Below are 13,937 nucleotides of genomic sequence, written 5' to 3'. Positions count from 1 at the left end.
AAACGTTTCAGCTCTCGCCAGGCCTGCCGATACCTCCTGACGATCCATCGGCTGGGCGATCTTCCAGCAACTGATGTACATGCAATCTGTTCCTGGAGGAATTCGATGAATACTTGGTTCGGCAACATCAGCGTCAACCTGAAACTGGGCCTGGGCTTCGGCCTGGTCCTGCTCCTGACGTCGATCCTGGCCCTCACCGGCTGGACCAGCCTTGGCGGGTTGATTGACCGCAGCAACTGGATGAGCGATATCACCCAGCTCAACGCCTCGCTGACCAAGCTACGCATTGTTCGCCTGCAGTACATGCTGGCCAATGGCGACGAAACCGTGGCGCAAAACGTACAGACCAGCCTCGACGGCTTTGTCGCGCAACAGCAAAAGCTGCTGAGCAGTTTCAAGAGCCCGGAAAACCTCAAGCTGCTCAACGAACAGAAGAGCGTCATCACCGCCTACCAACAGTCCCTGAACAAAATGCGCGAGGCCTACCGTGCCGGCAACGCCGCACGCCAAGCCATGGGGGACCGTGCCGATACGGCCGGCACCTTGATTGACGCACTGGACACCCGCGTACGCCAGATGCCCCTGAGTGACGACCGTTTTGACCAGTTCAAAGCCATCACCGACGCCAAGGAACAGTTCCAACGTGCCCGCTATGAAGTGCGTGGCTACACCGGCGACACCAATGCCGATACCGAAGCTCGCGCAGCAGCACAGGTCGATGCAGCCATCAACAGCCTGAAAGACCTTGGCAACGTGTTTGGCGCCACCCAGCAAACCCAACTGAACTCGCTGGAGACCGCCTTGGGCGCCTATCGCAGCGCTCTGCAAAACTATAAGGCCGCCAGCGCCAATATCGTTGTCGCTCGCCAGGAAATGACCGTACAAGGCGCAGACATCCTCGGTATCAGCGACAAGCTGTACGACATCCAGCTAGAGCGCCGCGACCTGGAAAGTACCCAGGCCCGCAGCCTGCAATTGATCAGCACTATCCTGGCATTGCTGGTGGGCATCATCGCCGCGCTGATCATCACCCGCCAGATCACCCGGCCGCTGCGCGATACCTTGGCCGTGGTCGAACGCATCGCCTCCGGCGACCTGAGCCACACCATTCAGGTGACCCGTCGCGATGAACTCGGCGTGTTGCAACAAGGCATCCAGCGCATGGGCAGCACCCTGCGCGAGTTGATCACCGGTATCCGCGACGGCGTGACCCAGATCGCCAGCGCGGCCGAAGAATTGTCGGCCGTCACCGAACAGACCAGTGCCGGGGTCAACAGCCAGAAGATCGAGACCGATCAAGTGGCCACCGCCATGCACGAGATGACCGCCACCGTGCAGGAAGTGGCACGCAATGCCGAAGAAGCTTCCCAGGCCGCCTCGGCCGCCGACGGCGAAGCCCGTGCGGGCGACAAGGTGGTGGCTGAAGCCATCGCCCAGATCGAACGCCTGGCCGAGGAAGTGGCGCGTTCCACTGACGCCATGGCCTTGCTGCAACAGGAAAGCAGCAAGATCGGCAGCGTGATGGACGTGATCAAGGCCGTGGCCGAACAGACCAACCTGCTGGCCCTCAACGCGGCGATTGAAGCGGCGCGTGCCGGTGAAGCCGGTCGCGGGTTTGCCGTGGTGGCCGACGAAGTGCGGGGCCTGGCCCAGCGTACGCAGAAATCCACCGAAGAAATCGAAGGCCTGGTGGCCGGTTTGCAGAACGGCACCCAGCAAGTGGCCAATGTAATGAACAACAGCCGCACCCTCACCGACAGCAGCGTCGAACTGACCCGCAAGGCCGGTGTGTCACTGGAAAACATCACCCGCACGGTGTCGAACATCCAGTCGATGAACCAACAGATCGCCGCAGCCGCCGAACAGCAAAGCGCCGTGGCCGAGGAAATCAGCCGCAGTATCGTCAACGTGCGTGACGTGTCGGAGCAGACCGCAGCGGCCAGTGACGAGACAGCCAAGTCCAGTGTGGAACTGGCGCGGTTGGGCGGGCAGTTGCAGCAGATGGTGAGCCACTTCCGGGTGTAAGCACCTTCAGCGGAACACAATGCTCCAGACAGCGAAGATCAAAGGTGGGAGCTGTCGAGCTTTAGCGAGGCTGCGATGGCGGCGGGTCAGCCAGCATCAATGTTTGCAGTACCGACGCCATCGCAGCCTCGCTAAAGCTCGACAACTCCCACACTGGATTCACTTCGCTTGTTGGATCTGCATTCCCTGGCTGACAAGCCCCCTTACCACAGGTTATGCGTCAGCCTTCAACAAACACCAACCGATTGCCCGACGGGTCGCTGATACTCATCTCTCGCGTCTCCCAAGGCGTCTCTTCGATTCCCGGCTTGGCGTAGCGGTAATCCTTGGCCAGCAACTGCTGCTGGTACGCCTCCAGTCCCTGCGCCTGAATCCGCACCGCCGCACCCGGCGAACAATCGCCATGATGTTCCGACAGATGCAGCACGCATTCCCCAAAAGATACTTGCAGGTACAGCGGGAAATTCGCTTCGAAGCGGTGCTGCCAATCGACCTTGAACCCCAGGAAATCGACGTAAAACTCCAGGGCCTTGGCCTCGTCGAATATCCGCAGGATGGGGACTACTTTGCCTAAGTGCATGGCGACAACTCCCTGTTTGAGAGGGGTCACTATAGAGCCACAAAGCCCCGGCGCAAATCCCCGCTGCGAGCGAGGAACCGTCCCGGACGTTGCCCGTTGGCCTGCCCGTCGCTGTAGCTCAACACCCCGTTGACCCACACGCCATCAATCCCTTCCGCCGCCCGTTGCGGCTGTTTGAAGTCCGCTACATCGCGCACCCGCAGCGGGTCGAACAGCACCAGGTCGGCCCAATGCCCTTCGCGAATTTCGCCACGTTCGGCCAGGCCAAACCGCGCCGCCGACAGGCCGGTCATCTTGTGTACCGCGGTGTGCAGCGGGAACAGTCCCACGTCGCGACTGAAGTGCCCCAGTACCCGTGGAAACGCGCCCCACAAACGTGGGTGCGGGAACGGATCTTCCGGTAAACCATCCGAACCGATCATCGACAACGGATGGCTAAGAATGCGCCGAACATCGGCCTCATCCATCCCGTAATACACCGCTCCCGCGGGTTGCAGTCGGCGGGCAGCTTCGATCAGCGGCAATGCCCACTCGGCAGCGATGTCCTGCAAGTCCCGACCGCCCATGTCCGGATGCGGCGTCGACCAGGTGATGGTGATACGAAAAGCATCCGTGACTTGCTTGAGGTCCAGGGTCGAGGAACTGGCGGCATAGGGATAACAATCACAGCCCACCGGATGAGTCTTCGCGGCCAGTTCCAGGGACGCCAACAACTGCGGGCTACGGCCCCAGTTGCCGGCACCGGCACATTTGAGATGGGAGATGATCACCGGCGCCTTGGCGTGACGGCCGATCAGAAAAGCCTCGTCCATCGCCTCCAGCACCGGTTCGAATTCACTGCGCAAATGGGTGGTGTACACCGCGCCAAACGCCGTCAGTTCTTCGCTCAGTTGCAACACTTCATCGGTTTCGGCATTGAATGCGCTGGCGTAGGCCAGGCCTGTGGATAACCCCAGGGCGCCGGCCTCCAGGCTTTCCTGCAATTGCACGCGCATGGCGGCGATTTCAGCGGTGGTGGCAGTGCGGTGCAGGTCGTCCATATGGTTGCTGCGCAGTGCCGTATGACCGATCAACGCCGCGACGTTGACCGCAGGATGCGCCGCTTCGACGGCGGCGCGGTAATCGCAGAACCGCGGATAGGCAAAGGCCTCGGCGTTGCCCAGCAGGTTCATCGGGTCCGGCGGATCACCGCGCAAATTGACCGGCGAAGCGCTGATGCCGCAGTTGCCGACAATCACCGTGGTCACGCCCTGGCTGAGTTTTGGCAGCATCTGCGGCTGGCGGATCACCACGGTGTCGTCGTGGGTGTGGACGTCGATAAACCCCGGCGCCAACACCCGCCCGGTAGCGTCGATTTCATGCTCGGCGTGGGCGGCCGACAAGTCGCCAATCTTTTCGATCCGGCCCGCGCGCAGCGCCACATCGGCGACATAACCCGGGGAGTTGCTGCCATCAATGATCGTGGCCTGGCGGATCAGCGTGTCGTACTTCATTTCAGTCTCCAAGCGGCAGGCAATCGGCGCCACCACGGTAATCGTCCAGGGCCAGCTTGATCCGTCGCAGGCGTTCCTGGTTGTCGTCCGGCATGGCCAGGGCCAGCTCGGTGGCGAGCACGTCGATGGCCAGCAGCATTCCGTAGCGCGCTGCCGTGGGCTTGTAGATAAAACTGGTTTCCGCCGGTTGCAGCGGCAGCAGCACATCTGCCAATTGCGCCAGTGGTGAGTCGGCCAGGGTGATGGCGACGATACGGGCCCCGTAGTTACGGGCCAGCTCCACCACACCCAACAACTCCGGTGTGAGGCCGGTCAGAGAGCAGACAATCAGCGCATGCTCCGGCCCCAACGTGGCGGCGGTCACCCGCATCATCACCGGGTCATGACAGGCGGCGATGGGATAACCCAGGCGCACCAGGCGCACTTGCAACTCATCACTGCCGACGCTCGACGGGCCGCCCATGCCAAATGCATGGATCATCCGCGCCTTGCCCAGCAGGCTCACGGCATCGACAAAACTGTGCTGATTGAACCCGGACAGGTGCTGACGCAAGGTGGACTCAATGTCACCGAGAATCTGCCGATGAAACGCCGACTGCTCCGGCAAGCCTGCCGGGTCGAGGAAACGGCTGCCAACGCCGCTGGCCTGGGCCAGTTGCAGGCGCAGGTCACGCAAGTCGCGGCAACCGACGCTGCGGGCGAACCGCGACAAGGTAGCGGTGCTGACCTCGGCCCGCTGGGACAACTCTTCCAGGCTGGCGGACGCTGCAAAGCCGACATCCTCCAGCATCAGCTTGGCGATACGCCCTTCACCGGCACTGAAGGAATCCTGGCGGGCGCGGATCTGGTAGAGGATGTCCATCACGTCAACTCCGGGTTACAAAATGCAGGACAAACCGTAAGTCAGACCGAAGGCGACCAGCGAAATCAGAGTCTCCAGCACGGTCCAGGTCTTGAAGGTCTGGATCACCGTCATATTGAAGTATTCCTTGATCAGCCAGAAGCCGCCGTCATTCACGTGGGAAAAAATTACCGAACCCGCGCCGGTGGCCAATACCAATAATTCCGGGTGGGGATAACCCAGGCCCAGGGCGACCGGCGCTACCACGCCCGACGCGGTGGTCATGGCTACAGTGGCCGAGCCAGTAGCAATCCGCATCAGCGCGGCGAACAACCAGCCCATCACCAGCGGTGACAAGTTGAAAGCGTGGGCAAGGCTGAGGATTTCGTTGGTCACGCCGGCGTCCACCAAAATCCGGTTAAGACCACCGCCTGCGCCTACCAGCAAGGTGATGCTCGCCGTTGGCGCCAGGCATTCGTTGGTGAACTTGAGGATCGACTCGCGGTTGAAACCCTGGGCCAGGCCCAGGGTCCAGAAACTCACCAACGTGGCCACCAGCAACGCGATCACCGAGTTGCCGATAAACAACAGGAATTGGTTGAAACCAGTGCCCGGGGTGGAAATCAGATTGGCCCAACCGCCGATCATCATCAGCACCACCGGCAACAGGATGGTGCCCATGGTCAGGGCGAAGCTCGGCAAACGGGTGCGGGGTTCACGGTCGATGAACTGACGTTCCAGCGGGTTTTCCGCCGGCAGGTGAATGCGCGGCACGATGAACTTGGCGTACACCGGGCCGGCAATGATCGCGGTCGGGATACCGATCAGGATCGCGTACAGCACGGTTTGCCCCACCGAGGCGTTGTAGGCCAGCACCGCCATCATCGCCGCCGGGTGCGGCGGTACGAGCGCATGCACCACCGACAGGCCAGCGACCATGGGCAAGCCGACCATCAGGATCGACACCCCGACACGCCGCGCCACGGTAAAGGCAATCGGCACCAGCAACACAAAACCGACCTCGAAAAACAGCGGCAGCCCTACCAGGAAGGCAATGCACACCATGGCCCAGTGGGCATTACGCTCGCCGAATCGCTCGATCAACGTGCGCGCCACCTGCTCGGCGCCACCCGACTCGGCCATCATCTTGCCGAGCATCGTGCCCAGCGCCACCACCAGCGCAATATGCCCCAGGGTTTTGCCGACGCCGGCCTCGTAGGAACCCATGATCGTATCCGCCGGCATCCCGGCCAGCAGCGCCAGGCCGATGGACACCAACGTGATCACGATAAAGGGGTTGAGCCGGTAACGTGCGATCAGCACGATCAATGCAATGATGGCGATAGCGGCGTAAGCCAGCAGCCAAAAGCCCGGTGATGCGGCCATGCGGTACTCCTCGGAAAGGGTCACGTCGAATTAGTTGTGAAACTCATAAATCATTAAAGATGGAAATTTTCAATTTTTATGAAAGTAATTTTCGCCCACAGGCAAGCGGCGTCGCTTTGGGATATGCCCGCGGACCGGGAATGAAAATAAGGGGGGCGTTCTTACATGAAGATCGCCGGGGTACTGGAAACTCAACGGCACGCGTCGAGTCTTAGAATGCGCACCGACTCATGATCAGGAAAACCAACCATGAACCGTAGATCACTGCTTGCTCCCTTCGCCGCCAGCGCCCTGCTCCTGGCGCTATGCGGCACCGCCTCGGCCGCCGACAGCCCGGCACTGAAAACGTGCATGGATGGCGCTAACACCACCGCCGCCATGGTCAACTGCAACGCCACCGAAACCAAGGTGCAGGACGAGCGCCTGAACAAGGCATACAAAACCGCCCTGGCAGCCCAGGAAGGCAAGCGCAAGCAGCAACTGCAGGATGTGCAGCGCTTGTGGATCAAATACCGGGATGCCAATTGCGTCTTCGCCGGCTCGGCGACTGGCGGCACCATTGATCAGGTCAACGGCTCCGGCTGCCTGCTGGACATGACCCGCACCCGTGCCCAGGAACTGGAAAACCTGGTCGGGCCTTAAACCTTAAAGTGCATGCGCCTGTAGCCGCTGGCGCAGCCTCGTGTCTCGGCAGCGGCTACACAGCACGTCAGTCGTGCTGAACTCGGGCGCGCTTGAGCAGCTTCTTGCAGCGCTCGGACAAATGCAGCACCCGCAAATGCTTGCCGGCCTTGGCGTAGCGCTCGCGCAGGGTCATCAGGGCAGCGATGGCCGAGTAGTCGACGAAGCTCAGGTGACGGCAGTCCAGCGTGACCTGGGCCGGGTCGTTGGCCGGGTCGAACTGGTTGAGAAACGGTGTGGTCGAGGCGAAGAACAGCGTGCCGTGCAGCCGATACAACTTGCTGCCGTCGGTTTCCAGGTGTTCATCGGCGTACAGCTCGCGCGCCTGCTGCCAGGCGAAGTTGAGCGCAGCGATGATGATGCCGCACAGCACCGCCGTTGCCAGGTCAGTGAATACGGTGATCACCGTCACCGCCATGATCACCAGCACGTCATTGAGCGGCACCTTGTTGATCACCCGCAACGACGCCCAGGCGAAGGTCTGCTGGGACACCACGAACATCACCCCCACCAGCGCCGCCAGCGGGATCCGCTCGATCAGCGGTGACAGAAACAGAATAAACGACAGAATCATGACCCCGGCGAACACTCCGGAGAACCGCCCGCGCCCGCCGGAACTGAGGTTGATCACGGTTTGCCCGATCATCGCGCAGCCGCCCATGCCACCGAACAGGCCGGAGACCATATTCGCGGCGCCCAGGGCTACGCTTTCGCGGTCCGGGTAGCCACGGGTCTCGGTGATTTCATCGGTGAGGTTGAGGGTCAGCAGGGTTTCCAGCAGGCCCACCATCGCCATGAGGATCGCGTAAGGCGCGATGATCTGCAGGGTGTCCAGGGTCCAGGGAATCTGCGGCAACGCGAACGTTGGCAGGCCACCGGCGATGTGGGCCATGTCGCCCAGGGTGCGGGTGGGCAGGCCCAACAGATACACAGCCAGGCCTACACCGAGAATCGCCACCAGCGCCGGCGGCACCGCACGGGTCAGGCGCGGCAGCAGGTAGACGATGGCCATGGTCGCGGCGACCAACCCGGTCATCACGTACAACGGCATGCCGCTGAGCCAGGTTTCACCGCTTTTGAAATGTTCCAGCTGGGCCAAGGCAATGATGATCGCCAGGCCGTTGACGAAGCCGAGCATCACCGGGTGCGGCACCATGCGCACCAGCTTGCCCAGGCGCAACAGGCCGAAGGCGATCATGATCAACCCGCCCAGCAGCACCGTGGCCAACAGGTACTGCACACCGTGTTGCACCACCAGCGCCACGATGACCACCGCCATCGACCCGGCCGCACCGGACACCATCCCCGGCCGGCCACCGAACAGCGCGGTCAGGGTGCAGATGATGAACGCGCCATAAAGCCCCATCAGCGGGTTGAGGTGAGCGACCAGGGCGAAGGCGATGCATTCGGGCAGCAAGGCAAAAGACGTGGTGAGTCCGGCCAGGGCGTCGGCGCGCAGACGGGTGAAGTTCATGGGGTTACCGGGGAGTTGCGGGGGATAAGGCGGGGATGGTACGGAATTGCGGCAAGCGGGACCAGCGTTGGGTGAGACAGGTGGACCGGGGTGAGCCAATCGCAGGCAAGCCAGCTCCCACATTTGACCGAGTACGCGGTCTAGTGTGGGAGCTGGCTTGCCTGCGATGGCGGCGCCTCGGTCTCAAGCGACCATCAAACCATCTCGTTGCGAATCCACTCCACAACCGATGTACGCTTGGGCACCCAACCCAACAACTCACGGGCATGCTTGCCCCGCACCCGGCTGTTGGAACCCAAGCCATAGTTGGCCATTTCATAGCCCCACTCGGCTTCGGCATCGGCCAGTGGCCAATCCTGCGGTTTACCCAGCTTCAGGGCTTCAGCGATGGCGGTGGTCATGTCGACGAAGGCCGCTTCGCTGCTTTCAACAAAGTAGAAGGTACCCGGGACGTTCTTTTCCAGCGCCAGCAGGTACAGGGCAACCACGTCTTCAATATGCACGTTGGACCAGATGTTCTGGCCAGTGCCTACATGGCGCACTACCCCGCTTTTACGCGCCTGCTTGAGCAAACGCGGCAACTGCACGCTGTCGCGCTTGACCCCCAGGCTGTGACCATAGATCAGGGTGTTGCAGATCACCGCCGAGTTCACGCCGTCCTTCGCCGCCGCCAGGATCAGGTTGTCGATGGCCACGCGAGCCGCTTTGTCGACGGTCGGCTCCGGCAGGTTGTCTTCGAAGTAGATGACATCGCTGGACTTGCCGCCCGAGGCGTCGCCGACGATGCTCGAACCGCTGGTGTGCAGGAAGGTCTTGTTGGAACCGCGCAGGGCGGCCAGCAAGGTTTCGACGGCGCCGCGATGGTCGCTGCTGGCAGCGTTGATTACAGCATCGGCCTTTTTAGCCTGCTCGGTCAGCACGGCGCTGTCGTCCAGGGTACCGATCACCGGGGTAATGCCCAGTGCGCTCATTTCCTGGGCCTGTTCGGCGCTGCGCACCAGGCCGGTCACGGTGTGACCCGCCTTGAGCAAGCCGGTAGCGATGGAACCGCCGATAAAGCCGGCTGCGCCGGTAACGAATACGTTCATGGAGAAAACGCCTGCGTGAGTAAGTGATGGACCCAGTATTACGGACTTACCCGTGCCGAATAAGTCCGTATAGCCCAATTCACTCTTGCGCAGGCGTCACGAATCAGTGGGCGTAGTTCGCCAACTTGCCCTGGATAAAGTCCAGGAAACACTGGATGCGCAAGGCCAGCTGCGAGTTGCGGTAGTACACCGCGTTGATCGGCTGGCGATAACCGCTGTTGAACTGCGCCAGGATCGGCGTCAGGCGCCCGGCGCTGATGTCGCCGACGGTCATGAAGTTAGACAGGCACGCAATGCCCTGCCCTTCCAGTGCCAGGTGACGCAGGGTTTCACCGCTGGAAGCGGCGATGCCCGGCCGGATCTGCCAGCGGTCGCCGTGCACATGGCGCAGCGGCCAGTGGTTGAGGGTTTCGGTCTGGGTGAAGCCGAGCAGCGTGTGCTCGGCCAGTTCGGCCACGGTCGTCGGCGTGCCGTACTGCTCCAGGTAAGCCGGGCTGGCGAGGATATGCAGCGGGCTGCAACCCAGGGAGCGTGCGTGCAACGTCGAGTCCGCCAGGGTACCGATGCGAATGGCGATGTCGGTACTCTGTTCCAGCAGGTCAATGATCAGGTCGTTGCTGTTGAGTTCCAGCTGAATGTCCGGGTACAGGCCGCGAAACTCGGCAATGTACGGCACGATCGCATGCAGCATGAACGGCGACGCGGCGTTGATCCGCAAGCGCCCGGACGGGGTTTGCTGACGCGATGACAGGCGCTCCTCCAGCTCATCCATTTGTTCCAGGATCACCTTCGCGCGTTCAAAGAAGTACTTGCCCTCTTCGGTCAGGTCCATGCGCCGCGTGGTGCGGTTGATCAAGGTGGTCTCAAGCTTGGCTTCCAGCCGCGACAAGGTCCGGCTGACCGCCGAGGGCGTTTGCCCGACCTGTTCGGCGGCGGCGGAAATCGACCCGCATTCAATCACGCAGACGAAGATCTGTAGCTCATCGGATCGGGCTTTCAACGTGAATCCTCTTTAATAGCGGCTGGCTGGATACTAGCCGTATTACAGCGCAATGATCGAGAGGCTCGTCCATTAGCCGCTGATCAGCAGGTGGCCGCCCAACAGCGCCATGCCGACAAAGAACACCCGTTTGAACAGCACGGCGCTGATCCGTTGACGCAGCGCTTGCCCCAGCCACATGCCCAATAGTGCCGGCACCAGCGCCAGCAACGAAGCGTTGATTTCGCCACCGCCGAGAGTGCCGCGCCAGAACAACCCCGCCGCCAGCGCCAGGGTCGAAACGGTGAACGACAAGCCCAGCGCCTGCACCAACTGATCGCGGTTCAAACCCAGGGCTTGCAGGTACGGCACGGCCGGAATCACGAAGACACCGGTGGCCGAGGTGATGACGCCCGTCACCAGCCCGCACACCGGTCCCAGCCAGCGCTCGGTGGCCGGGCTGACCTTGAATGCCGGCAGGAACAACCCGCTCAAGGCATACACCAGCAACGCCCCGCCCAATGCCCGCACCACCCAATGCCCACCGTCCATGCCCAACCAAAGCGTGCCAAGCCCGGTGCCGAGAAAAATCAGCAACAACATCGGCCACAGGCGTTTGAGCAGCCCACGCAAATGCCCGCCGAACGCCAGTTGCCAGAGGTTGGTGATGGTAGACGGGATGATCAACAAGGCCGCAGCCTGCGCCGGGAGCATAGCCAGGCCGAGCATGCCCATGGCCACCGTGGGCAAACCGAGGCCGATGACGCCCTTGACGGTACCGGCCAGCAGGAAAGTGCCGATGACCAACAGGGTTAGTGCCGGGCCGAGGTTTTGGTAGAACGCGAGGAAGGTATTCATGGGCTGATTTTGCGGGCTTGGCTCAGGGTTGAAAATTCGCCATATACTGAGGTTGCCTCTTGTTTTGCGTGAGGCTGATGACGCTTTCGCGAGCAAGCCCGCTCCCACATTTGAATGTGTTCACAAATCAAAATGTGGGAGCGGGCTCGCTCACAAAGGCGTCGGTGCAAACACCATCTGCTCAACGGACACCCTCAGCCCATGCACTTTGACCTGATCGACCTGCGCCTCTACCTGCATATCCTCGACACCGGCAACATCACCGCCGGCGCCAGCCGCAGTCATTTATCCCTGGCGGCGGCCAGTGCGCGGATCCGTGCGATGGAGGCGTCACTGGGCACCGAGTTTCTGCAACGCGGTCGCCGGGGCGTAACACCGACTGCGGCAGGCAACGCTCTGGCCCGGCATGCGCGGCTGATGCTGCAACAGGCCGAACGCATGCAACAGGACCTCGCGGAATATGCGAATGGTGTCAAAGGCCAAGTACGCCTGCTGTGCAACACCACCGCGCTCAGCGAATACCTGCCGGAACCGTTGGCGGATTTTCTCTGTGCACATCCCAACCTGGATATCGACCTGCAGGAACTGCCCAGCCTGCGCATCACTCATGCCTTGCGCCAGGGTGCGGCGGACCTGGGGATTATCTCCGATGCGGTGGATACCCATGGCTTGCAGACCCTGCCCTTTCGCGATGACCCCCTGGTGCTGATCATGCCGCTGGAGCACCCACTCACCGCCGGTATTAACGTCAGTTTTATCGACAGTTTGCAGCACGATTACGTGGGATTGGCTGCCAACAGCGCCCTGGCGGTGTACCTGGAAGAACAGGCATTGCACACAGGCTTTCGCTTGCAGACACGCATTCGAGCAGACGGCTTTGATGGTGTCATTCGTATGGTCGCCCGGGGCACCGGGCTGGGGATTGTGCCGCAAGCGGCACTGGATCGCGGGCCCCATGAGCGTCGCTTCAAGACCCAACCTCTGACTGAAGAATGGGCCTGTCGCAAACTGCTGTTATGCGCCCGCTCGTTTGAACAACTGCCCGCTTACGCCAGGGCCTTGCTCGATGCCTTGGCGGCGCCCTTGCGGAAGAACACGTAATACACCGCCGACAGAATTATCAGGAACGGCACCCCGAACACCAACGTCATCTTGAAGGCCTCGGTGAAGTACGTGGTGATCATCACCGCGCCCATCAGCACCAGCCCCAACAGTGTGCTGTAAGGGAACAGCCGCAGCTCAAAGGACAACTTCGCCCCACCGTTACGCTTGCGGTAGCGGCGGAAAAACAAGTGGGTCAGGAAGATCATGAACCAGGTGAATATCGCGCCAAACATGGAGATCGCCATCATCAAGGTGAACGAGCTTTCCGGGTACACCACGTTCAACAAGGTCGCCAGGGCAATGCCCGAGCTGGACAACAGCAAGGCGTTCAACGGGATCCCGCTCTTGCTCAAGGCACCCATGGATTTCGGCGCAAAGCCGGCGCGGGACAGACTGAACATCATGCGGGTGGTGATGTAGAGCTGGCTGTTCATCGCCGAGAGCGCCGCGATCAGGATCACGAAGTTCATCACCCCCGTAGCGCCGGGAATGCCGATGGTCTGCATCACCGTGACGAACGGGCTCTGGGCATGCCCGGCCTGATTCCACGGCACGATGGCAAGCATCAGCGCCAACGTCAGCAAGTAAAACACCACCAGCCGCACGATGGTGGCGCGAAAGGCTTTCTTCACCGCCTGCTCCGGGTCTGCCGCTTCACCAGCGGCCACGGCGATCATCTCGACACTCAGGTAACTGAAGATCGACACGATCACCGCAATCCACATACCGCTCAACCCATGAGGGAAAAAGCCGCCGTGGGCCGTGTAGTTCTGCACGCCGTAATCCGGGTTACCGGAGCCAAACACCACATACACCGCAAGAATGATGAAGCCGACGATGGCGCTGATCTTGATCGTGGAAAACCAGTATTCAAAGTTGCCGAAGGTCTTGACGCTGATGGCGTTGAGCACGATCAGCACACTGGAAAACGAGACAATCCACACCCACTCCGGCACGTTGGCGAACCAGTACTTCATGTACATCGCCACCGCCGTGACCTCGGCCCCCACCGCCAGCACAATCGCCGCCCAGTACGCATAACGCACCAGGAACCCGGCCAGGGGGCTGATATAGAACTCGGCATAGGCGCCGAAGGAACCCGAGGTGGAATGCGCGACGGTCATCTCCGCCAGGCAGCCCATCAGCAGCAAGGTGATCAGCGCACCAATGGCGTAGCTGACCAACACGCTGGGCCCGGCATAACCGATGGCATAGGCGCTGCCCATGAACAGGCCAGTGCCGATGGCGCCACCGATGGCGATCATGCTCATCTGGCCGGAAGTGAGCTGGCGCCTGAGGCCCAATTCACGGTTGGTTATTGCTGCAAAGCCGTTGTCTGGCGTGGTCACGTGGCGTGCCCCTTTATTATTGTGATTGCACTGTCTTACTGCATGCACTGAACTTTGTGGGAACACAATTCCCCTGTGG

At 61.4% G+C, this 13,937-nt stretch carries 12 protein-coding genes and 1 pseudogene; 4 read left to right on the top strand and 9 right to left on the bottom strand.

From position 1 onward, the window contains the following. Positions 1-105: 105 nt before the first annotated feature. Together GNF76_RS29955 and GNF76_RS29950 are read left to right on the top strand one after the other, a co-directional pair. Positions 106-1,170, top strand: a pseudogene (locus GNF76_RS29955) (methyl-accepting chemotaxis protein); the annotation flags it as partial. Further along, the gene (locus GNF76_RS29950) at positions 1,162-2,025 is read left to right on the top strand and encodes a methyl-accepting chemotaxis protein (RefSeq protein WP_425502847.1); all 864 of its coding nucleotides are present in this window, start codon (positions 1,162-1,164) and stop codon (positions 2,023-2,025) included. The pseudogene GNF76_RS29955 and the gene GNF76_RS29950, both read left to right, overlap by 9 nt. A gap of 220 nt (positions 2,026-2,245) precedes the next feature. On the opposite strand, the gene GNF76_RS16310 is transcribed toward GNF76_RS29950, so the two are convergent. The 4 genes from GNF76_RS16310 to GNF76_RS16295 are packed head-to-tail and all read right to left on the bottom strand — an operon-like array spanning position 2,246 to position 6,325. Continuing rightward, on the bottom strand, positions 2,246-2,605 hold the full coding sequence (locus tag GNF76_RS16310) for a glyoxalase superfamily protein (RefSeq protein WP_155584171.1): 360 nt from the start codon (positions 2,603-2,605) through the stop codon (positions 2,246-2,248). Between the two features lie 29 nt (positions 2,606-2,634). After that, complete coding sequence (locus GNF76_RS16305) at positions 2,635-4,098, bottom strand: N-acyl-D-amino-acid deacylase family protein (protein WP_155584170.1); 1,464 nt, start codon at positions 4,096-4,098, stop codon at positions 2,635-2,637. Position 4,099: 1 nt separating this feature from the next. Next, positions 4,100-4,960, bottom strand: a complete 861-nt coding sequence (locus GNF76_RS16300; protein ID WP_155584169.1) for a MurR/RpiR family transcriptional regulator — start codon at positions 4,958-4,960, stop codon at positions 4,100-4,102. A gap of 15 nt (positions 4,961-4,975) precedes the next feature. Next, positions 4,976-6,325 (bottom strand): GntT/GntP/DsdX family permease, encoded by a 1,350-nt coding sequence (locus GNF76_RS16295; protein WP_155584168.1) that lies wholly within the window; start codon positions 6,323-6,325, stop codon positions 4,976-4,978. Between the two features lie 249 nt (positions 6,326-6,574). On the opposite strand from GNF76_RS16295, the gene GNF76_RS16290 reads away from it, so the two are divergent. Then, positions 6,575-6,967, top strand: coding sequence for a lysozyme inhibitor LprI family protein (locus GNF76_RS16290; RefSeq protein ID WP_155584167.1), 393 nt, complete (start codon positions 6,575-6,577; stop codon positions 6,965-6,967). Between the two features lie 67 nt (positions 6,968-7,034). Here the strand turns inward: GNF76_RS16290 and GNF76_RS16285 are convergent, their stop codons facing one another. The 4 genes from GNF76_RS16285 to GNF76_RS16270 form a co-directional block, all read right to left on the bottom strand. Then, positions 7,035-8,480 carry a SulP family inorganic anion transporter gene (locus GNF76_RS16285; protein ID WP_155584166.1) on the bottom strand — a complete coding sequence of 482 codons (1,446 nt, stop codon included), beginning with the start codon at positions 8,478-8,480 and terminating at the stop codon, positions 7,035-7,037. Positions 8,481-8,674: 194 nt separating this feature from the next. Beyond that, complete coding sequence (locus tag GNF76_RS16280; protein ID WP_155584165.1) at positions 8,675-9,568, bottom strand: NAD-dependent epimerase/dehydratase family protein; 894 nt, start codon at positions 9,566-9,568, stop codon at positions 8,675-8,677. A gap of 103 nt (positions 9,569-9,671) precedes the next feature. Continuing rightward, complete coding sequence (locus GNF76_RS16275) at positions 9,672-10,568, bottom strand: LysR family transcriptional regulator (protein ID WP_155584164.1); 897 nt, start codon at positions 10,566-10,568, stop codon at positions 9,672-9,674. Between the two features lie 72 nt (positions 10,569-10,640). Next, positions 10,641-11,405 (bottom strand): sulfite exporter TauE/SafE family protein, encoded by a 765-nt coding sequence (locus GNF76_RS16270; protein ID WP_155584163.1) that lies wholly within the window; start codon positions 11,403-11,405, stop codon positions 10,641-10,643. 201 nt (positions 11,406-11,606) lie between these two features. Between GNF76_RS16270 and GNF76_RS16265 the strand changes: the two genes are divergently transcribed. Continuing rightward, the gene (locus GNF76_RS16265) at positions 11,607-12,506 is read left to right on the top strand and encodes a LysR family transcriptional regulator (protein ID WP_155584162.1); all 900 of its coding nucleotides are present in this window, start codon (positions 11,607-11,609) and stop codon (positions 12,504-12,506) included. Here the strand turns inward: GNF76_RS16265 and GNF76_RS16260 are convergent. Then, positions 12,452-13,858, bottom strand: coding sequence for an amino acid permease (locus tag GNF76_RS16260; protein ID WP_178123365.1), 1,407 nt, complete (start codon positions 13,856-13,858; stop codon positions 12,452-12,454). The two genes, GNF76_RS16265 and GNF76_RS16260, sit on opposite strands and share 55 nt — an antisense overlap. Positions 13,859-13,937: the final 79 nt, after the last annotated feature.

This window comes from Pseudomonas spelaei, assembly GCF_009724245.1.
GTDB lineage: Bacteria > Pseudomonadota > Gammaproteobacteria > Pseudomonadales > Pseudomonadaceae > Aquipseudomonas > Aquipseudomonas spelaei.
Note: the sequence above shows the minus strand (reverse complement) of the source record. Positions and strands in the feature narration are given on the sequence as shown.